The sequence below is a fragment of the Pseudomonas batumici genome (assembly GCF_000820515.1).
Taxonomy (GTDB): Bacteria; Pseudomonadota; Gammaproteobacteria; order Pseudomonadales; family Pseudomonadaceae; genus Aquipseudomonas; species Aquipseudomonas batumici.
Map to the genome: position 1 here is coordinate 135,466 of NZ_JXDG01000040.1, position 18,174 is coordinate 153,639.

The window sequence follows — 18,174 nt, forward strand, 5'->3', positions numbered from 1 at the left end:
AGAAAAACAGCGGATTCAGGACAGCCAGCCGGCGACCAATTGCTTGCCCAGGGGCCAGGCCTTTTCCCCCAGTTGCATGCCCAAAAGGCCAACCAGGGCCACAGCGGGCGGTGCCGGGGAACGGAAGTCGAGCCCGCCGTAAAGCAGGCCGACGGCGATGCCGATGGCGAGAGAAATAAGATAGCTCATGACGAACTCCAGGCTCGGTGAGGGAATGCCCAGAGTCTATGGCCGGTAAAGCAGGGGCGTCGGTCAAAGGCTTCTGAATTTCGGCCAACCCGCTCTATCTGTAGGAGCGAGCTTGCTCGCGATGGTGGTCCGGGCACCGCGGGGTATCAGGTTTCCCGCGTTATCGTTGACGTCCATCGCGAGCAAGCTCGCTCCTACAGAGGGGGGCGGTCGCTAGCCCGCCGGGTAATGGGACGGCGCAACCCCCAGGGCGCGCCGGAACATGTCGCTGAAGCTGCTGGGCGAATAGCCCAGCGCCCGGGCGATACGACTCACCGGCACGCCCTGGATCAGTTCCGCCACGGCGGTCGCCAGCTGCACCTGACGCCGCCACTCGGCAAAGCCCATGCCCAACTCTCCCTGGAACAGGCGCGCCAGGGTCCGCACGCTGGCCCCGGCCGATTGCGCGTGCTGTTCGAACGAAATGTCCAGGGACGGTGCGCTCATGACCGCCTGGCACAGGTTCATCAGCCGACGGTCAGTGGCCGACGGCATGGGAATCTTCAGAAACGCCCGCCGCGCCCGCTTGAGCTCCAGCAGCGCCAGGTTGACCAGCGCTTCGTAATAGTCGCTCCGGGGATCCTCGCCCTGCTCCACCAGATGCACGATCAATTCGCGCAGCAGCCCGCCGACCTCGATCACCTGGACCGTGCTTTCCAGGGTCTCGGCCAACGCCGGGCGCAGGTAGATATTGCGCATCTGCAGGTCCGACACCACCCGGATTCCATGGGAGACGCCAGGCGGCAGCCACACCGCGCGCTGCGGCGGCACCGCCAGGGCTTCGTGGGGTGTCTCGACCCACATCACCCCCGACATCGCATAGAGCAACTGGCCCCAGACATGGGCGTGGGGCTCGATGAACAAGCCCCGCGGATAGGTCCGCGCCAGCGGCTGTACGGGCCTGTCGGTGTCGCTCAGGTCCGGGGGCATGGCCAGGGCCATGGTTCAGCCGGCCACCGGTGTACGCATGGTGACGAACTCTTCGGCCGCCGTCGGGTGCACGCCGATGGTTTCGTCGAAATGCTGCTTGGTGGCGCCGGCCTTCAGGGCAATCGCCAGCCCCTGGACGATTTCACCCGCCTCCGGCCCGACCATGTGGCAACCCAGCACCTTGTCGGTCTTGGCGTCCACCACCAGCTTCATTAAGGTCCGCTCCTGGCACTCGGTCAGGGTCAGCTTCATCGGCCGGAACCGGCTTTCGAAGATCTGCACGTCATAGCCCTGCTCCCGCGCCTGCTCTTCGCTCAGGCCCACGGTACCGATATTGGGCAGGCTGAACACCGCCGTCGGGATCATCGCGTAGTCCACCGGACGATACTGCTCGGGCTTGAACAACCGACGGGCCACCGCCATGCCTTCGGCCAGGGCCACCGGGGTCAATTGCACGCGGCCGATGACATCGCCCAGGGCGAGGATCGACGGTTCGCTGGTCTGGTACAGCTCGTCGACCTGGATGAAGCCGTTCTTGTCCAGCATCACCCCGGTGTTTTCCAGGCCCAGGTTGTCCAGCATCGGACGCCGGCCGGTGGCGTAGAAGATGCAATCGGCTTCCAGCTCGCGACCGTCCTTGAGGGTGGCCTTGAGGCTGCCGTCGGCCTGCTTGTCGATCCGCTCGATATCGGCGTTGAAGTTCAGGCCCAGGCCGCGCTTGGTCAGCTCTTCCTGCAGGTGACGGCGGACCGAACCGTCGAAACCGCGCAGAAATAGCTCGCCGCGATACAGCAGTTGGGTGTCGGCGCCCAGGCCGTGGAAGATCCCGGCGAACTCGACGGCGATATACCCGCCGCCCACCACCAGGATGCGCTTGGGCAGTTCCTTGAGGAAAAACGCTTCATTGGAGCTGATGGCGTGCTCGCTGCCGGGGATATCCGGAATCTGCGGCCAGCCGCCGGTGGCGATCAGGATGTGCTTGGCGCTGTAGCGTTGGCCGTTGACTTCGACCTGATGCGGGTCCAGCAGCTTGCCGTGGCCTTCGAGCAGGGTGACACCGCTGTTGACCAGCAAGGTGCGATAGATGCCGTTGAGACGGTGAATTTCCTTGTCCTTGTTGGCAATCAGGGTCGCCCAGTCGAAGTCCGCCTCGCCCGGCGACCAGCCGAAGCCCTGGGCCTGTTCGAAGTCCTCGGCGAAATGCGCGCCGTATACCAGCAGCTTTTTCGGCACACAACCGACGTTGACGCAGGTCCCGCCCAGGTAGCGGCTTTCGACCACCGCCACCTTGGCGCCAAAACCCGCTGCAAACCGCGCCGCACGCACACCGCCGGAACCGGCACCAATTACAAACAGGTCAAAATCGTAGGCCATTTCAATCTCCTCGGCAGGCGCACAGCATACCCGCTGTAGCCTTCTGGGTCAGCGTCAGAAATATGTGGGGGCGTGTGGACGAAATAAAAATGGTAGGCGCGAACTCGTGGATCAGCGCCCATAAAAAAAGCCACCCGATTGGGCGGCTTTTTTCCTGCAAAACAGACCTGATCAGTAAGCCTTGCCGGTCTTGTAGAAGTGTTCAAAGCAGAAGTTGGTTGCTTCGATGTAGCCTTCGGCGCCACCGCAGTCGAAACGCTTGCCTTTGAACTTGTAGGCGATCACGCAACCGTCCTGGGCCTGCTTCATCAGGGCGTCAGTGATCTGGATCTCGCCACCCTTGCCCGGCTCGGTCTGCTCGATCAGGCTGAAGATGTCCGGGGTCAGGATGTAACGACCGATGATCGCCAGGTTCGACGGCGCATCTTCCGGCTTCGGCTTCTCGACCATGTTGCGTACGCGGTACAGGTCATCACCGATCAGGTCGCCGGCAATCACGCCGTACTTGTTGGTTTCCTGCGGATCGACTTCCTGGATCGCGACGATGGTGCAGCGATACTGCTTGTACAGCTTGACCATCTGGGTCAGCACGCCGTCGCCTTCGAGGTTGACGCACAGGTCGTCCGCCAGCACCACGGCGAAAGGCTCGTCACCGATCAACGGACGGCCGGTCAGGATCGCGTGACCCAGGCCTTTCATTTCGGTCTGACGGGTGTAGGAGAACGAGCACTCGTCCAGCAGTTTGCGGATACCGACCAGGTATTTTTCCTTGTCGGTGCCCTTGATCTGGTTTTCCAGCTCGTAGCTGATGTCGAAGTGGTCTTCCAGCGCGCGCTTGCCGCGACCGGTCACGATCGAGATCTCGCTCAAGCCGGCGTCCAGCGCTTCCTCGACGCCGTACTGGATCAGTGGCTTGTTCACCACCGGCAGCATTTCCTTGGGCATGGCTTTAGTCGCTGGGAGGAAGCGAGTACCGTAACCGGCTGCTGGGAACAAGCATTTCTTGATCATATAAGTCCTTGAAAGGGCGGTGTGTACGAGTTTCGGCGCAGTCTAATCAGGCGGCGGCCACCTTACAATGCCCTGCTGATAGCAGACTGACGCCAACATAGAGAAACCTGAGGCCAGATAGTTCCGGGATTGTGTCAAATATTGCGACATCCGGCGCCCGGTGGCCCGATCAATGGTCGATGTTTGCGCTGCGGGCATCGACTTCAGCCGCGGATTGAAGGCTTGCGCCTTGATCTGAGCTATCATCGGCACCTTTCATCAGCCCATGGGACAGATCGATGTCGGCAGCAAAAAAAGTGAACGGTTACCTGATCACTCAAGCAAAGGACGGCCAATGGTGGCTGACCGGGGGCGACGGCGAACCTGTCGCCGGTCCGTTCCCCACCGAAGCCCTGGCCATTGAAGTGGCCTCGGTGTTCGAAGATACCCCCGCCCCCGCGCGGCGCCGTGGCAGCAAGGATTGAACGACGGCATGAACAAGCTTCTGGCATTGATTGCGCTGCTGGCCCTTGGCGGCTGCGCGACGGCGTCCAACACCTACCTGGCCAACGGCCAGCAGGGGCTGGCCATCGACTGCTCGGGCGAAGCCATGTCCTGGGCCAAGTGCTACGAGAAAGCCGATGACTCCTGTGCCGGTACCGGCTACGTCATTGTCGGCACCGATGGCACACCCGCGCCCAAGGAAAGCGACAAGACCCTGGGCGTCGACGTCGGCAATTTCAAAAGCCGCACGGTGTACGTCGAGTGCAAATAGCCGGGCACTCGCCAGGCGGCTCAGCCTGAAATGCAGTGCTCCGCCGCATTGAGCACGGCTGGGGGACGCAACGGGAAGTTGGACATGCTCTCGAAGACCTTGATGCTGCTGCCGCTGGAGCGCTCTTCAATCAATAGCACCGCCGACGGATGGGTGGAGAAACGGTCACGCACGACCACCCTGACCCCGTCCTTGTGATAGGGCTCGATCAACGAAGGGCCGCGATCCTTGGTCAGCCGTGCATCGAAGCATTGGGCATAAGCCATGGGCTTCTTGCCCGAAATCACGCTCATCGTCGGCGGTGACTGCTCGATGTCCGATACACTCGCGCACCCGCTCATGGCTAGGGCCAGCAACGCCCACACACCCCACTTCATAAGCAAATCTCCAATAAAGACGGTAGGACAGCAACCAGGTGATTTTTCTCCCCTGCTCCAGGATTTAATCCAACTTTTATGGCGACAAGGCTACGCAATCCGTCAGACTGGGAGCCGGTCGCTCGAATAAATCCGCTACCGCGCTAAAAACGCCCTGCGCCACATGCTATCTTTTTGATTTTGTAGAAAAAGCCTTCTGGAGGCGCCCATGAAATTCATCCACCAGCGCGAGCACCTCAACGAAGACGACATCGTCGTGATCGACTGCTCCCAGACGTGCAACATCCGCCTCATGAACGACGCCAACTTTCGCAGCTTCAAGAATGGCGGTCGTCACACCTATCACGGTGGCGCGTTTGACACCTTTCCGGCGAAGATCACCGTTCCGAGCACCGGCTTCTGGAATATTACCATCGATACCGTGGTGACCAAGCGCGCCATCAGCGTTACCCGCAAACCGAACCTGACGCACTCGATTCGCATCATCCGGCGCTCCAGCTCGAAACTGCGCTGAATGGCACCGCTGTCCATCTTCCCGTTACAGGAATCGCCGTGAACACCAAACCCACTACCAAATACGTCATCAAATACAAGCTCAACGGTGAGCGTCGCTTCGAATTCGCCCAACTGGAAAACGGCAGCGACGAGCAAGCCCTGGCCGCGCTGAAAGCCATTCATGGCGAAAGCGCCGACGTCATCAGCGATGTGAAAGCCAGCAAGGCGCTGTAAGCGCGCCGCACACGGCCTGCCATGACCCTCGACCTGTTTGCCGACGCGGACCTGCAACAACCCGGACGCCTCGACTCCATCGGCGCACAATCCTGCGTGCTGCGCGGCTTCGCCCTGCCCTGGGTGGAGCGTCTGTTGCCGGCCCTGGCCGAAGTGCTGGTGCAAGCGCCGTTCCGGCAGATGGTCACCCCCGGCGGCTTCACCATGTCCGCCAGCCTGAGCAGTTGCGGCGCGCTGGGCTGGACCAGCGATCGCGACGGCTACCGCTACACCCGCCTCGACCCGCAGAGCGGCCGCCCGTGGCCAGCAATGCCCGAGGTGTTCCGGCAACTGGCGGTGGAGGCGGCACGGACGGCGGGCTTTGAACACTTCGTCCCCGATGCCTGCCTGATCAACCGCTACCTGCCGGGGGCGAAGATGTCTCTGCACCAGGACCGCAACGAGCGCGACCTCACGGCACCGGTGGTGTCGGTATCACTGGGCCTGCCGGCGATCTTCCTGTTTGGCGGCCATGCACGTAGCGACAGGACCCAGCGCATCCCGCTGCTGCACGGCGATATCGTGGTCTGGGGCGGCGTCGACCGCCTGCGCTTTCATGGCGTCCTGCCGATAAAGGACGGCCATCACCCGCAGCTGGGGGCCGAACGCCTCAACTTCACCTTGCGCACCGCCGGTTAGCCGCCCGCGCCTTCGACCACCCGATACAGGTGGGCAAAGGCCAGCCCCGAGTCACTCGACGATTCCGATATACACCGCAACGCTGTCAGGCCCGGTATAGGCTTCGAAATCCGTGGCAAAGCGACGCTGCCCGGGATGTTGTTCGAAGTAGGACCAGATCCGGCCCCAGGTGTCGATCACCGTCTGCGGCATCGCGCCACGCCCTTCGAAGACCAGGTAGGGACCACCCTGCACCTGCACCGTCTCATGGCCGGGTGCGGGCGCCGTGACTGCCACGGCGGCTGTCACATCGAAATAACCGCTGGCATCGGACTCATAACCGGAGTAGACGCCGTACACCAGCGAATCCGGCTGCCGGGTGCTGATTCGTTCGGCCAACCCCTCGGCGAAAAAACCGCCCCACAACCCGCCGATCCTGGCGGTTTGCGGTTGCTGTTCATCCTGGTTACGGGTCCGGACCTGTGGGCCGGACACCTGGAAAGCGGCTACTTCCACGCGTTTCACATCCATCTGAATCGTGCTCCTGAACGGCGGTTTTGAAGTGTGACAACTTTAGGTGGATTCTCCGGTGCCGTCACCGACGATCACTCTTTTGTCCATTCAAACAGACCGCGACTGGCCTTGCGGACAGTATTCCTGATACAAATTTGCCCAGTCCTCGTCGTTATCCTTTTATCTGCCCCGGAGAAAAGTCGTCATGAGCACCTGGCCTGATACCCGTATTCTTGACCTGTTCGGCATCCAGCTACCGATCATCCAGGGCCCGCTGGCCGGTGCCACCACGTCCGCCATGATGATCGGCGTCGCCCGGGCCGGCGGCCTCGCGTCCCTGCCCTGCGCGATGCTCACCCCGGAGCTGATTCGCCAGGAAGTGCAGACGTTTCGCAGCGCGACCCAGGCGCCGTTGAACATCAACTTCTTCTGCCACCAACCGCCGACGCCGGACCCGGAGCGCGAAAAACGCTGGAAGGAGCGCCTGGCGCCCTACTACCGTGAGCTGGGCGTGGACTTCAACGCCCCGACACCGGTGTCCAGCCGTGCGCCCTTCGATGAAACCAGCTGCCAACTGGTGGAAGAGCTGCGTCCGGAGATCGTCAGTTTCCATTTCGGCCTACCGCCCGATGCGTTGCTCAGCCGGGTGAAAGCCACCGGGGCGACCATCGTCGGTTGCGCCACCACCGTCGATGAGGCGCGCTGGCTGGTAGAGCGCGGCTGCCACGCGATCATCGCCATGGGCAACGAAGCCGGCGGCCATCGCGGCCTTTTCCTCAGCAGCGACCTCAATACCCAGGTCGGCACCCTCGCCCTGGTGCCGCAGATCGTCGACGCGGTGAAAGTACCGGTGATTGCCGCCGGCGGTATCGGCGACGGCCGCGGCATCGCGGCGGCCTTCATGCTCGGGGCCTCGGCGGTACAGCTGGGGACGGCCTACCTGTTCACCCCGGAGGCCAAGGTGTCGGCGTCCCATCACCAGGCGCTGCGCACGGCGAAGGAAAGCCAGACGGCCCTGACCAACCTGTTCACCGGCCGGCCGGCGCGGGGGATCATGAACCGGGCGATGCGCGAACTGGGGCCGATCAGCGACATGGCCCCGGCGTTCCCCCTGGCCGGCGGTGCGCTGATGCCCCTGCGGGCCAAGGGCGAGGCGGACTTCAGCAACCTGTGGGCGGGCCAGGCGTTGCGCCTGGGCGTGGAGTTGCCGGCCGAGGCATTGACCCGGCAATTGGCGGAACAGGCCCTGGCAAAACTGACCGGCCGCTGATCCCCCCTTGTAGGAGCCGGCTTGCTGGCGATGAACGCAAGAGCAGCGCGGTGATCCAGATTCTCCGCGTTATCGTTGACGTCCATCGCCAGCAAGCTGGCTCCTACAAGGGACGCGGCGCGTTCAAGGCGGCAAGCCCGCTCGCCACAGGAATGAAATCGCTATATATTTCGATATATAGCGATTCATCCCTATCAGCGCCGCATACTTCTTATAACAAGCGGCGCCGTTGCCTGCCCCCAAACGCTTGAACGGAGCCGCTTCATGATCATTCGTGCCTCACGCTTTGTCCCGACCTGCCTGACCGCGCTGCTCGGCGTTCTTGCTTTCGGTTCGGTCCAGGCCGCTGAAGTCCAGGTGGCCGTCGCGGCCAACTTCACCGCCCCGATCCAGGCCATCGCCGCCGATTTCGAAAAAGACACCGGCCACAAGCTGGTCGCGGCCTACGGCGCCACCGGCCAGTTCTACACCCAGATCAAGAACGGCGCGCCATTCGAGGTGTTCCTCGCCGCCGACGACAGCACCCCCGCCAAACTGGAAAAAGAAGGCGATATCGTTCCCGGCTCGCGCTTCACCTACGCCGTCGGCACCCTGGCCCTGTGGTCGGCCAAGGACGGTTATGTCGACGCCCATGGCAAGGTGCTCAAGGACAACCATTACCAGCACCTGTCCATCGCCGATCCCAAGACCGCGCCCTACGGCCTGGCCGCCACCCAGGTACTGGGCAAGCTGGGCCTGACCGACAAGGTCAAGGACAAGCTGGTCACCGGCCAGAACATCACCCAGGCCTACCAGTTCATCTCCACCGGCAATGCCGAACTGGGCTTTGTCGCCCTGTCGCAGATCTACAAGGACGGCAAGGTCACCAGCGGCTCGGCGTGGATCGTCCCGGCCGATATGCATGACACCATCAAGCAGGACGCGGTGATCCTCAACAAAGGCAAGGACAACGTCGCCGCCAAGGCCCTGGTGGACTACCTCAAGGGACCGAAAGCCGCTGCCATCATCAAGTCCTACGGCTACCAGATCTAAATGCCGCTCTCGAGTGCCGACTTCGCCGCCATCTGGCTGACCCTGAAACTGGCGTCCCTGGTCACCGTCATCCTGCTGGTGATCGGCACTCCGATTGCGCTCTGGCTGGCCCGCACCCGCTCCTGGCTGCGCGGGCCGGTCGGGGCGGTGGTGGCGCTGCCGCTGGTGCTGCCGCCGACGGTGATCGGCTTCTACCTGCTGATCGCCTTCGGCCCCAACGGTTTTATCGGCCAGTTCACCCAGTCCATCGGGCTGGGCACCCTCACCTTCAGTTTCACCGGGCTGGTGATCGGCTCGGTCATCTACTCGATGCCCTTTGTGGTGCAACCGCTGCAAAACGCTTTCAGTGCCATCGGCACTCGCCCGTTGGAGGTGGCGGCAACCTTGCGCGCCAACCCCTGGGACACTTTCTTCAGCGTGGTCCTGCCCCTGGCGCGACCGGGCTTTATCACCGCCGCGATCCTCGGCTTCGCCCATACCGTCGGCGAATTCGGCGTGGTGCTGATGATCGGCGGCAATATTCCGGAAAAGACCCGGGTGGTCTCGGTGCAGATCTACGACCACGTCGAGGCCCTCGAATATCTGCAGGCCCATTGGCTGGCCGGCGCCATGCTGGTGTTTTCCTTCCTCGTGTTGCTGGCGCTGTACTCGAGCCGCAAGACCAGAATGAGCTGGAGTTGAGCCATGGCTGCTTCGATACAGGTCCGCCTGCGGCTGAACTATCCGGACTTCGCCCTGGACCTCGACCTGCAACTGCCCGGTCGTGGCGTTACCGCCCTGTACGGGCACTCGGGTTCGGGCAAGACCACCTGCCTGCGCTGCATTGCCGGCCTGGAAAAGGCCCCCGAGGCCTTGATCCGGATCAACGACCAGGTCTGGCAGGACAGCAGCCGCCAACTGTTCGTCCCGCCGCACAAGCGCGCCCTGGGTTATGTGTTCCAGGAAGCCAGCCTGTTCGCCCACCTGTCGGTACGCGCCAACCTGGAATTCGGACTGCGCCGCATTCCTCGCGAGCAACGCCGGGTGGACATGGCCCATGCCACCGGGCTGCTGGGCATCGGTCATTTGCTCGACCGTCACCCGCAGCACCTGTCCGGCGGCGAACGCCAGCGCGTCGGCATTGCCCGGGCGCTGCTCACCAGCCCGCAGTTGCTGCTGATGGACGAACCGCTGGCGGCGCTCGACAGCCAGCGCAAGAGCGAGATCCTGCCATATCTGGAACGCCTGCATGACGAACTGGAAATCCCGGTGCTCTACGTCAGTCATGCCCAGGACGAAGTGGCGCGCCTGGCCGACCATATCGTCCTGCTCGGCGCGGGCAAGGCCCTGGCCAGCGGCCCCATCGGTGAAACCCTGGCGCGCCTCGACCTGCCCATGGCCCTGGGCGATGACGCCGGCGTGGTGATCCAGGGCACGGTCAGCGGCTACGATCCCCAGTATCAGTTGCTGACCCTGCAATTGCCCGGCAGCCAGTTGAGCATGCGCGTGGCTCACGAGCCGCTGGCACCGGGCAAGCGCCTGCGCTTCAAGATCCAGGCCCGGGACGTCAGCCTCAGTCGGCAACCGGGCGAGCACAGCAGCATCCTCAATCTGTTGCCGGTGACGATCACCGGTGAAATCCCCGCCGACAACAGCGCCCACGTGCTGGTCCGGCTGGAGGCCGCGGGCACGCCGTTGCTGGCGCGGATCACCCGCTACTCCCGTGACCAGCTCAAGCTGGCACCGGGGCAGACCCTCTGGGCGCAGATCAAGGCGGTGGCGGTGCTGGCCTGAGTCCCCCTCGCCTCTGTAGGAGCCAGCTTGCTGGCGATGAGGACCGAAAGTCTTGCCGCGACTATCCGGCCGCCATCGTCGGAACGCCGCCCGCAGCAAGCCAGCTCCTACATTGGGTTTCGTGACACTCGCAAAATCGGAGTTCTTCTTCAAAGAGTCCGTTAAGCATAGAGGCGGATATATAAACCGTTACATTCACGCTGTGACTCACTCAACAATCAGATAATAAAGTTGCGCCTCAGCATTTATTCAACTTAATTCCGTCAAAACGCACATTTGAGGTTGACTTGACGCCGGAGCCTGAGTAAATTTCCCGGGCCTGCTGCTCAGGCCTTTTTTCAACTCACAAAAGAACCCAATGGACACAGTATCCAGACGCTGTCCGGTTCCCGCGAATGCGGTTCACCGGGCGCTTAACCCAGAAAATGACGGGACTCGACGCACAGGTCGGGTGAGCTGCGCCAGGGCTTGATGCTCCTTCCGTAACTCGCCTCTGCCGGCGCCAGTCCGGTCGCGAGGTGTGTTATGACTTTCAAATCCGCTGTAATGCCAGGCGTTCGCGCCTTTGCTTCGAACATGCGCGTCAAGCTGTCCCGCGAGTCGGTGAAAGCCCCGCGTGGCAACGCGCTGTTCGCGACCCCTTCCTACAAGGCTTCGGCACGCGCCTGCGTCGCCTGGCGTATCTGCCCGACCACCGGCCAGCTGCAACAACGCTGGAATTTCGATGACAGCCAGGACCCGCAGAGTATGGGGCTTGCGCAGCTCTCCCAGCGCGCCGGCCTGACCCTGAACCTGTCTGTCGAGGCCCGCGCCGCTTAATTGCCTTGCGCTGACAATGACAACTACCGCAACAGCATTTCGAACTTCGAAGTGCACGGCATTGTCATGTCTTTAATTATTAACAGTCGAGCACTTCATTATGGACGAAGCCAGTAGGCGGTTCGCTGTCCGTCATTATTTCGTGGACGGGCAGCGAACGTTAAACCTCTATACGCCCCCTAATTCGAATTCATCGCATCCGCGTGACTCGGCCTGTATTCGTTCGCCTGTTGAATAGGTGAATCGTCTATATGCCCGGTCACACAGAGGTGACAGAGGCATAGTTATGAACGCAGTCAAAGACCCTATCCGGCCTACCGCAAACCGCGCCAAGGACGACACCAAGCTGTCGATGCGCGCTGCCCGTGAATCCCAACACACCCTCGCCACCACATTGAGCAACGTCAAGGCCAGCCGTGACGGCCTGACCGAACTGGACGCCGCCGGCCGCCTGCAACGCGAAGGCTTCAACGAAGTCGCCCACGACAAGCCGCCGCACGCCCTCATCCAGTTCCTCCAGGCGCTGAACAACCCCTTCATCTACGTGCTGCTGATCCTCGCCGGCATCAGCTTCTTCACCGACTTCTGGCTGGCCGAGCGCGCCGGCGAAGAAGGCGACCTGACCAAGGTCATCATCATCATGACCATGGTGACCCTGAGCAGCACCCTGCGCTTCTGGCAGGAACACCGCTCGGCCAAGTCCGCCGAAGCCCTCAAGGCCATGGTCCGCACCACCGCCACCGTGCTGCGGCGCGAACAGATGGGCAACAAGCCGGTGCTGCGTGAAGTGCCGATGCGCGAACTGGTGGCCGGGGATATCGTGCACCTGTCGGCCGGTGACATGATTCCGGCGGATATCCGCCTGATCGAATCCCGCGACCTGTTCATCAGCCAGGCGGTGCTGACCGGCGAAGCCTTGCCGGTGGAGAAGTACGACACCCTCGGCGATGTCGCGGCAAAATCCGCCACCACCGGCACCGACCAGAGCAACCTGCTGGACCTGCAGAACATCTGCTTCATGGGCACCAACGTGGTCAGCGGCACCGCCAAGGCCGTGGTGGTCGCCACCGGAGCGCGCACCTACTTCGGTTCGCTGGCCAAGGCGATTGTCGGCTCGCGGGTACAGACCGCGTTCGACCGTGGGGTGAACAGCGTCAGCTGGCTGCTGATCCGCTTCATGCTGGTGATGGTGCCGGTGGTGTTCCTGCTCAACGGCTTTTCCAAAGGCGACTGGAGCGATGCCCTGCTCTTCGCCCTGGCGGTGGCGGTGGGCCTGACCCCGGAAATGCTGCCGATGATCGTCAGCGCCAACCTCGCCAAGGGCGCCATGGCCATGGCCCGGCGCAAGGTGGTGGTCAAGCGCCTGAACGCGATCCAGAACTTCGGTTCCATGGACGTGCTGTGCACCGACAAGACCGGCACCCTGACCCAGGACAAGATCATCCTCGAACACCACGTCGACGCCGCGGGCCTGCGCGATGAAGCGGTGCTGGGGCTGGCCTGGCTCAACAGCTTTCACCAGAGTGGCATGAAGAACCTGATGGACCAGGCGGTCCTGCAATTCTCCCGGGAGAACCCCAAGTTCCAGGAACCGTTCGCCTACAGCAAGGTCGATGAACTGCCCTTCGACTTCGTCCGCCGGCGCCTGTCGATCATCGTCAAGGACAGCCGCAACGATCACCTGCTGGTCTGCAAGGGCGCGGTCGAGGAAATGCTCGCCATCTCCAGCCACGTCATGGAAGGCAACGCGGTCGTGGCCCTGGACGAGCAACGCCGCAAGACCTTGCTGACCCTGGCCAACGACTACAACGAGGACGGTTTCCGCGTCCTGCTGCTGGCGACCCGCGACATCCCCAAGGCGCAGACCAAGGAGCAATACAAGACCGCCGACGAGCGTGGCCTGGTCATCCGCGGCTTCCTGACCTTCCTCGATCCGCCGAAGGAAACCGCGGGACCGGCGATTGCCGCCCTGCGCGACATCGGCGTCACGGTCAAGGTACTGACCGGCGACAACGCCGTGGTCACCTGCAAGATCTGCCGTGAAGTCGGCCTGGAGCCGGGCCTGCCGCTGCTGGGCCAGGACATCGAGCACATGGACGAGGCGACCCTCAAGCGGCGGGTCGAGGAGCGCACGGTCTTCGCCAAGCTGACCCCGCTGCAGAAATCCCGGGTGCTCAAGGCCCTGCAATCCAACGGCCACACCGTCGGTTTCCTCGGCGACGGCATCAACGACGCCCCGGCCCTGCGGGACGCCGACGTCGGCATCTCGGTGGACAGCGGCACGGACATCGCCAAGGAATCGGCCGACATCATCCTCCTGGAAAAGAGCCTGATGGTGCTGGAAGAAGGCGTGCTCAAGGGCCGCGAAACCTTCGGCAATATCATGAAGTACCTGAACATGACCGCCAGCTCCAACTTCGGCAACGTGTTCTCGGTGCTGGTGGCCAGCGCGTTCATTCCGTTCCTGCCGATGCTGTCGATCCACCTGCTGCTGCAGAACCTGATCTACGACATCTCCCAGCTGGCCCTGCCGTGGGACAAGATGGACAAGGAATTCCTGCGCAAGCCGCGCAAGTGGGATGCGAAGAACATCGGCCGCTTCATGCTGTGGATCGGGCCGACCTCGTCGATCTTCGACATGACCACCTTTGCCCTGATGTGGTACGTGTTCGCCGCCAACAGCGTGGAAGCCCAGGCACTGTTCCAGTCCGGCTGGTTCGTCGAGGGCCTGCTGTCGCAGACGCTGGTGGTGCATATGCTGCGGACCCAGAAGATCCCGTTCTTCCAGAGCACCGCGTCGTTGCCGATCATCCTCATGACCTGCCTGGCGGTGTCCATCGGCATCTACCTGCCGTTCTCGCAACTGGGCACGCTGGTCGGCCTGGTCCCCCTGCCGATGGCGTACTTCCCATGGCTGGTTGGCACCCTGCTGGCCTACTGCGTGGTGGCCCAGGGCATGAAGACCTTCTACATCCGCCGCTTCAAGCAGTGGTTCTAACGCGGTTCAAGAAATGAAACCGAACCTGTAGGAACCAGCTTGCTGGCGATGGCGATGCAACATTCACCACCGCTATCGCCAGCAAGCTGGCTCCTACAGGGTTCGCGCCGCTCGCAACATCGCACCCGACAAAACCGGCCATTCCCCGGAGCCCACCATGGAACCACTCTCCCAGTTCCTCACCGTTCTCGACTACAGCTATCGGGCGCTGTCGGTCCTGTTCCTGACCAAGGCGGCAAAAGTGGTCAGGCGGGTCACCGTGAAGCTCTATGTTCGAGGGACGCTGACCGCCATCGAAATGCGCTACCTGCTGGCGTTCTCCAGCACCATCAGTCGCGTCTCGGTGAGGCTGCTGCGCCCACCCAGAAAGTAAAAAACCAGTACGTGGAGAATCCTCATGTCTGGAACCGCTCTGTTGATCCACCTCGCCGGCGCCATTGCCCTGCTGCTGTGGGGCACCCACATGATTTCAACGGCACTGCTGCGCGGCTTCGGCACCCAGCTGCGCAATGGCCTGGGCCGCAATCTCGATAAACGCTGGAAGGCCCTGCTCTGCGGCATCGGCATCACCAGCGTGCTGCAAAGCAGTACCGCGGTGAGCCTCATGGCCACCTCCTTCACCGCTGCCGGCACCCTCAGCCTCGCCCCGGCGCTGGCGGTGATGCTGGGGGCCAATATCGGCTCGACCCTGGTGGTGCAACTGCTCAGCTTCGACACCTCGATCGCCATCCCCCTGGTGCTGCTGGCGGGCTTCGTGGTGTTCCGCCTGCGCGACGACTCGCGCCATGAAAGCATCGGCTGCGCCCTGATCGGCCTGGGCCTGATGATGCTCGCGCTGAGTCTGCTGAGCGCCGCCCTTGAACAGCTGGAAAACACACCGCTGTTCCATATGGTCATGCAAGGCCTGGACGGCGACCTGCTGATCGCCCTGCTGGTGGCGGTGCTGCTGACCTGGATCTGCCACTCCAGCGTCGCGGTGGTCCTGCTGATCGCCTCCCTGGCCGGCACCGGCACCCTGTCGCCGGTCACCACCCTGGCGCTGGTGCTCGGGGTCAATATCGGCGGCGCCCTGCCCTCGCTGATGAATGCCGCCACCCCGGTCGCCCGGCGCCTGCCCCTGGGCAATCTGCTGGTACGACTGTTCGGCGCGCTGCTGGTGCTGCCGTTCGCCGACCTGCTGGGCAAGTGCCTGGCCGAGGCCGCCGTCACCCCGGCGCATCGGGTGGTCTACCTGCATATCGCCTTCAATCTGCTCCTGGCCCTGGGCTTTATCGGCCTGGTGGACGAGCTCGCCAAGGGTCTGACACGCCTGCTGCCGACGCCGGAACAGGCCGCCGACCCGGGCATGCCGCAGTACCTCGACGAGGCCGGCCTGGAAGTGGCCAATATCGGTCTGTCGAACGCCGTGCGCGAAGCCCTGCGCATCGCCGACATGCTCTCGGTCATGCTCGAGCGTGTGCTGCAGCTGTTCCAGAAACCCGGCGAAGTCTCGGCCGAGGCTATCCGCCAGCTCGACCAGTCCCTGGACCTGCTCAGCGCGGCGATCCGAGCCTACCTCGCGGATATCGGCCAGGACGGCCTGAGCGACGAGGATGCCGACCGCGCCCAGGAAATCCTGATGTTCGTGATCAACCTGGAGCATGCCGGCGACATTCTCTCCACCAACCTCGCCCAGTTGGCGGCACGCCGTCGGCGCCGTGGCGAAAGCTTCTCGGGCTTCGAGCTGGGGCACATCCATCCGCTGCACGAGGAACTGCGCGAAAGCCTGAGCCTGGCGGTCACCGTGTTCCTGCGTGAAGACATCGCCACCGCGCATCGGCTGGTGGAGCGCAAGGAAGTGATTCGCCGCCTGGAAGCCCGCGCCAGCCGCGAACACTTTCGCAAACTCAGCGCCGACAAGAGCACCTGGGCCGAATCGGGGGATATTTTCCAACGGGTGCTGCGCGATTACCGGCGCGTGCACCACCACATCGCGGCGCTGGCCTATCCGGTCCTCGAACGTTCGGGAGAACGTGCCCTGGAAACCCAGCCGCCGGGCGCGAGCGAACCGGCGCCAGGGCCCGTGCACGCCCTTGAACTCAACGACGACAGCCTGATCGACAAGGACAACTACCCATGCGCGTCCTGATCTGCGCCGGGCGCTACTACTTGAACGCCGCCATGTGCCGCAAGGTGCTGGAGGCCTATCACCAGACCCGCACGATCAGTGTGCTGATCCACGGCGGCAACCAGTTCCTGGGCAGCGAAATCGAGGATTGGGCCCGGGAAAACGGCACGCACCTGGTGCGCTATCCGTCCAATTGGCAGTTCTACGGCAAGCAGGCCGAACGCCGGCGCAACCAGTTCATGTTGATGGACAGCAAACCAGAGCTGGTGATTGCCTTTCCGGGCGGCAGCGACACCGAAGAACTGGTGGCCCAGGCCAAGGCCATGAATATCGAAATAAGGAGCATCAACCATGAATGAACAGCCAATGCTTTCCAACGCCCTGTTCAAGCACTTGCCTGCCGCCCAACGCCGCGCCCTGCGGCGCGGGGTGGTCTTTGTCGGTACCACCTTCGGCACCTTCCTGCTGCTGTCCCTCTACGCCAAGGCCCATGCAGCCGGTGGCTCGTACGTCGTCGATGATGGCGGGATCAACGACCCCGGCCAGTGCAATGTCGACACCTGGTACAAGAGCGGACGGCACCACGCCGCCCGCGGCGAGAGCGTGCTCTCGGCGGACTGCACGCCCACCGGCCTGCCCGCCGTGCAACTCGGCGCCGACATCAACCGCAGCCGCGACGACGGTGAACACACCACCCTGCTGAGTCCGCACATCAAGGCCTCGATCTTCAGTCGCGAAGACCTCGGACTCGAAGCCGCCGTGCTGAGCCAGGCGCACATCGCCACGAATCGCCGGCACGCCTTCGACGGCGCCGATATCGCTGTGCCACTGACCTACAAACCCTTCGAAGCCTTGCGCATGACGCTCAGTACCGGCTGGTACCACGCCTATAACGACGGCAAGCCGAGCGAGGGCCTGACCTGGGGCACCGGCGTGGAATACGATGTGCTGAAGTCGCTGACCCTGGTGGCCGAGCGCTTCGGCCAACAAAGTGGCGACCAGGGATGGCAGGCCGGACCGCGCCTGCATATCGGGGAGAAACTCGATATCGACCTGGTGCTCGGCCAGCACCTGAACGGCGACCGGGACCGCTGGTTCACCACCGGCGCGACCGTGCGCTTCTAGGCAACCCGCAATGGGCCTGGCGCTGGCACGCCAGGTTCATCCTCGTTACTGCCCTGGCACTTCATCCAGCAGCAGGACCTGGCGTTCACTCAACAAATCGCCGATCGCCGCGCCCATCGCCCGGTAGTGCCCGGTGTTGCGGTGATGCTCGATGGCGGCATGGTCGATCCAGCGCTCGACGAACACGAAACGCTCGGGGTCGGCCTCATCGACATGCAGGACATACTCGCGGCAGCCGGCTTCGGCACGGGACGGCACCACGCAGGCCCTGAGATGGGCTTCCAACTCCGCGGCCTTGCCCGGTTTGGCATGCAGAATGGCCACAACACGAATTTCATGGTTCATGGTATTTCCTGGAAAAGGGAGATGAAGTCGTCAGCGATCATGAGTCCTTGCCGCGCCACCTTCAAGTTCGAGGATCGCATTCGCACTGTCGGCGTATCAGCGGCGCACACACAGCGCGGCCCGGCTCCGCGC

Annotated in this window: 22 protein-coding genes; 15 read left to right on the forward strand and 7 right to left on the reverse strand. The window is 63.1% G+C overall.

The genetic code is table 11. The features are described 5' to 3' along the window. Window positions 1-15 precede the first annotated feature (15 nt). From UCMB321_RS30130 to galU, 4 genes are all read right to left on the reverse strand, one after another. A complete protein-coding gene (locus UCMB321_RS30130) occupies window positions 16-189 on the reverse strand; it encodes a DUF1427 family protein (protein WP_084615061.1) in 174 nt (57 codons plus the stop codon). A 213-nt stretch (window positions 190-402) separates the two neighbouring features. Beyond that, window positions 403-1,170: an AraC family transcriptional regulator gene (locus tag UCMB321_RS15685; protein ID WP_040068375.1), complete on the reverse strand. Its 768-nt coding sequence runs from the start codon at window positions 1,168-1,170 to the stop codon at window positions 403-405. A gap of 3 nt (window positions 1,171-1,173) precedes the next feature. Further along, window positions 1,174-2,532 carry a glutathione-disulfide reductase gene (gene gorA, locus UCMB321_RS15690; RefSeq protein WP_040068378.1) on the reverse strand — a complete coding sequence of 453 codons (1,359 nt, stop codon included), beginning with the start codon at window positions 2,530-2,532 and terminating at the stop codon, window positions 1,174-1,176. Window positions 2,533-2,703: 171 nt separating this feature from the next. Beyond that, window positions 2,704-3,543 (reverse strand): UTP--glucose-1-phosphate uridylyltransferase GalU, encoded by an 840-nt coding sequence (gene galU, locus UCMB321_RS15695; RefSeq protein ID WP_040068380.1) that lies wholly within the window; start codon window positions 3,541-3,543, stop codon window positions 2,704-2,706. Window positions 3,544-3,821: 278 nt separating this feature from the next. Between galU and UCMB321_RS15700 the strand changes: the two genes are divergently transcribed. Together UCMB321_RS15700 and UCMB321_RS15705 are read left to right on the forward strand one after the other, a co-directional pair. Further along, complete coding sequence (locus tag UCMB321_RS15700) at window positions 3,822-4,007, forward strand: hypothetical protein (protein ID WP_040068382.1); 186 nt, start codon at window positions 3,822-3,824, stop codon at window positions 4,005-4,007. 8 nt (window positions 4,008-4,015) lie between these two features. Then, on the forward strand, window positions 4,016-4,297 hold the full coding sequence (locus tag UCMB321_RS15705) for a hypothetical protein (RefSeq protein WP_040068385.1): 282 nt from the start codon (window positions 4,016-4,018) through the stop codon (window positions 4,295-4,297). 20 nt (window positions 4,298-4,317) lie between these two features. On the opposite strand, the gene UCMB321_RS15710 is transcribed toward UCMB321_RS15705, so the two are convergent. Next, a complete protein-coding gene (locus UCMB321_RS15710; protein ID WP_040068388.1) occupies window positions 4,318-4,674 on the reverse strand; it encodes a hypothetical protein in 357 nt (118 codons plus the stop codon). A 208-nt stretch (window positions 4,675-4,882) separates the two neighbouring features. Here UCMB321_RS15710 and UCMB321_RS15715 point away from each other — a divergent pair, with 208 nt between their 5' ends. The 3 genes from UCMB321_RS15715 to alkB are packed head-to-tail and all read left to right on the forward strand — an operon-like array spanning window position 4,883 to window position 6,081. Continuing rightward, window positions 4,883-5,188, forward strand: a complete 306-nt coding sequence (locus UCMB321_RS15715) for a DUF1883 domain-containing protein (protein WP_040068390.1) — start codon at window positions 4,883-4,885, stop codon at window positions 5,186-5,188. A gap of 38 nt (window positions 5,189-5,226) precedes the next feature. Then, window positions 5,227-5,403, forward strand: coding sequence for a hypothetical protein (locus UCMB321_RS31075; protein WP_167337445.1), 177 nt, complete (start codon window positions 5,227-5,229; stop codon window positions 5,401-5,403). A gap of 21 nt (window positions 5,404-5,424) precedes the next feature. Beyond that, the gene (gene alkB, locus UCMB321_RS15720; protein WP_040068393.1) at window positions 5,425-6,081 is read left to right on the forward strand and encodes a DNA oxidative demethylase AlkB; all 657 of its coding nucleotides are present in this window, start codon (window positions 5,425-5,427) and stop codon (window positions 6,079-6,081) included. 51 nt (window positions 6,082-6,132) lie between these two features. On the opposite strand, the gene UCMB321_RS15725 is transcribed toward alkB, so the two are convergent. Continuing rightward, entirely contained in the window at window positions 6,133-6,591 is a 459-nt protein-coding gene (locus UCMB321_RS15725; RefSeq protein ID WP_040068395.1) for a GyrI-like domain-containing protein, read from the reverse strand. A gap of 187 nt (window positions 6,592-6,778) precedes the next feature. On the opposite strand from UCMB321_RS15725, the gene UCMB321_RS15730 reads away from it, so the two are divergent. From UCMB321_RS15730 to UCMB321_RS15775, 10 genes are all read left to right on the forward strand, one after another. After that, window positions 6,779-7,843, forward strand: coding sequence for an NAD(P)H-dependent flavin oxidoreductase (locus UCMB321_RS15730; protein WP_040068396.1), 1,065 nt, complete (start codon window positions 6,779-6,781; stop codon window positions 7,841-7,843). Between the two features lie 264 nt (window positions 7,844-8,107). Continuing rightward, a complete protein-coding gene (gene modA, locus UCMB321_RS15735; RefSeq protein ID WP_040068397.1) occupies window positions 8,108-8,875 on the forward strand; it encodes a molybdate ABC transporter substrate-binding protein in 768 nt (255 codons plus the stop codon). Beyond that, a complete protein-coding gene (gene modB / locus UCMB321_RS15740) occupies window positions 8,876-9,556 on the forward strand; it encodes a molybdate ABC transporter permease subunit (RefSeq protein ID WP_040068399.1) in 681 nt (226 codons plus the stop codon). It abuts the gene before it with no gap. A 3-nt stretch (window positions 9,557-9,559) separates the two neighbouring features. Then, window positions 9,560-10,648 carry a molybdenum ABC transporter ATP-binding protein gene (gene modC, locus UCMB321_RS15745; RefSeq protein ID WP_040068402.1) on the forward strand — a complete coding sequence of 363 codons (1,089 nt, stop codon included), beginning with the start codon at window positions 9,560-9,562 and terminating at the stop codon, window positions 10,646-10,648. Window positions 10,649-11,173: 525 nt separating this feature from the next. After that, window positions 11,174-11,467 (forward strand): hypothetical protein, encoded by a 294-nt coding sequence (locus UCMB321_RS15750; RefSeq protein ID WP_040068404.1) that lies wholly within the window; start codon window positions 11,174-11,176, stop codon window positions 11,465-11,467. Between the two features lie 286 nt (window positions 11,468-11,753). Then, a complete protein-coding gene (mgtA, locus tag UCMB321_RS15755; RefSeq protein WP_040068407.1) occupies window positions 11,754-14,465 on the forward strand; it encodes a magnesium-translocating P-type ATPase in 2,712 nt (903 codons plus the stop codon). 157 nt (window positions 14,466-14,622) lie between these two features. Further along, the gene (locus UCMB321_RS15760) at window positions 14,623-14,838 is read left to right on the forward strand and encodes a hypothetical protein (RefSeq protein WP_040068408.1); all 216 of its coding nucleotides are present in this window, start codon (window positions 14,623-14,625) and stop codon (window positions 14,836-14,838) included. A 24-nt stretch (window positions 14,839-14,862) separates the two neighbouring features. Next, window positions 14,863-16,593, forward strand: a complete 1,731-nt coding sequence (locus UCMB321_RS15765) for a Na/Pi cotransporter family protein (protein WP_040068409.1) — start codon at window positions 14,863-14,865, stop codon at window positions 16,591-16,593. Further along, the gene (locus tag UCMB321_RS15770; RefSeq protein ID WP_040068410.1) at window positions 16,581-16,931 is read left to right on the forward strand and encodes a DUF2493 domain-containing protein; all 351 of its coding nucleotides are present in this window, start codon (window positions 16,581-16,583) and stop codon (window positions 16,929-16,931) included. Before UCMB321_RS15765 ends, UCMB321_RS15770 begins: the two co-directional genes overlap by 13 nt. Continuing rightward, window positions 16,924-17,697, forward strand: coding sequence for a hypothetical protein (locus tag UCMB321_RS15775; protein ID WP_052451248.1), 774 nt, complete (start codon window positions 16,924-16,926; stop codon window positions 17,695-17,697). The genes UCMB321_RS15770 and UCMB321_RS15775 overlap by 8 nt, the downstream gene beginning before the upstream one ends. 45 nt (window positions 17,698-17,742) lie before the next feature. Here UCMB321_RS15775 and UCMB321_RS15780 read toward each other — a convergent pair whose 3' ends face one another. Next, window positions 17,743-18,042: a putative quinol monooxygenase gene (locus UCMB321_RS15780; RefSeq protein ID WP_040068411.1), complete on the reverse strand. Its 300-nt coding sequence runs from the start codon at window positions 18,040-18,042 to the stop codon at window positions 17,743-17,745. Window positions 18,043-18,174 lie beyond the last annotated feature (132 nt).

Excerpts from the sequence above, each read along its gene's own strand:
- UCMB321_RS30130 (WP_084615061.1), bottom strand. The coding sequence starts at position 189 with ATGAGCTATCTTATTTCTCTCGCCATCGGCATCGCCGTCGGCCTGCTT.
- UCMB321_RS15685 (WP_040068375.1), bottom strand. The coding sequence starts at position 1,170 with ATGGCCCTGGCCATGCCCCCGGACCTGAGCGACACCGACAGGCCCGTA.
- gorA (WP_040068378.1), bottom strand. The coding sequence starts at position 2,532 with ATGGCCTACGATTTTGACCTGTTTGTAATTGGTGCCGGTTCCGGCGGT.
- galU (WP_040068380.1), bottom strand. The coding sequence starts at position 3,543 with ATGATCAAGAAATGCTTGTTCCCAGCAGCCGGTTACGGTACTCGCTTC.
- UCMB321_RS15700 (WP_040068382.1), top strand. The coding sequence starts at position 3,822 with ATGTCGGCAGCAAAAAAAGTGAACGGTTACCTGATCACTCAAGCAAAG.
- UCMB321_RS15705 (WP_040068385.1), top strand. The coding sequence starts at position 4,016 with ATGAACAAGCTTCTGGCATTGATTGCGCTGCTGGCCCTTGGCGGCTGC.
- UCMB321_RS15710 (WP_040068388.1), bottom strand. The coding sequence starts at position 4,674 with ATGAAGTGGGGTGTGTGGGCGTTGCTGGCCCTAGCCATGAGCGGGTGC.
- UCMB321_RS15715 (WP_040068390.1), top strand. The coding sequence starts at position 4,883 with ATGAAATTCATCCACCAGCGCGAGCACCTCAACGAAGACGACATCGTC.
- alkB (WP_040068393.1), top strand. The coding sequence starts at position 5,425 with ATGACCCTCGACCTGTTTGCCGACGCGGACCTGCAACAACCCGGACGC.
- UCMB321_RS15725 (WP_040068395.1), bottom strand. The coding sequence starts at position 6,591 with ATGGATGTGAAACGCGTGGAAGTAGCCGCTTTCCAGGTGTCCGGCCCA.
- UCMB321_RS15730 (WP_040068396.1), top strand. The coding sequence starts at position 6,779 with ATGAGCACCTGGCCTGATACCCGTATTCTTGACCTGTTCGGCATCCAG.
- modA (WP_040068397.1), top strand. The coding sequence starts at position 8,108 with ATGATCATTCGTGCCTCACGCTTTGTCCCGACCTGCCTGACCGCGCTG.
- modB (WP_040068399.1), top strand. The coding sequence starts at position 8,876 with ATGCCGCTCTCGAGTGCCGACTTCGCCGCCATCTGGCTGACCCTGAAA.
- modC (WP_040068402.1), top strand. The coding sequence starts at position 9,560 with ATGGCTGCTTCGATACAGGTCCGCCTGCGGCTGAACTATCCGGACTTC.
- UCMB321_RS15750 (WP_040068404.1), top strand. The coding sequence starts at position 11,174 with ATGACTTTCAAATCCGCTGTAATGCCAGGCGTTCGCGCCTTTGCTTCG.
- mgtA (WP_040068407.1), top strand. The coding sequence starts at position 11,754 with ATGAACGCAGTCAAAGACCCTATCCGGCCTACCGCAAACCGCGCCAAG.
- UCMB321_RS15760 (WP_040068408.1), top strand. The coding sequence starts at position 14,623 with ATGGAACCACTCTCCCAGTTCCTCACCGTTCTCGACTACAGCTATCGG.
- UCMB321_RS15765 (WP_040068409.1), top strand. The coding sequence starts at position 14,863 with ATGTCTGGAACCGCTCTGTTGATCCACCTCGCCGGCGCCATTGCCCTG.
- UCMB321_RS15770 (WP_040068410.1), top strand. The coding sequence starts at position 16,581 with ATGCGCGTCCTGATCTGCGCCGGGCGCTACTACTTGAACGCCGCCATG.
- UCMB321_RS15775 (WP_052451248.1), top strand. The coding sequence starts at position 16,924 with ATGAATGAACAGCCAATGCTTTCCAACGCCCTGTTCAAGCACTTGCCT.
- UCMB321_RS15780 (WP_040068411.1), bottom strand. The coding sequence starts at position 18,042 with ATGAACCATGAAATTCGTGTTGTGGCCATTCTGCATGCCAAACCGGGC.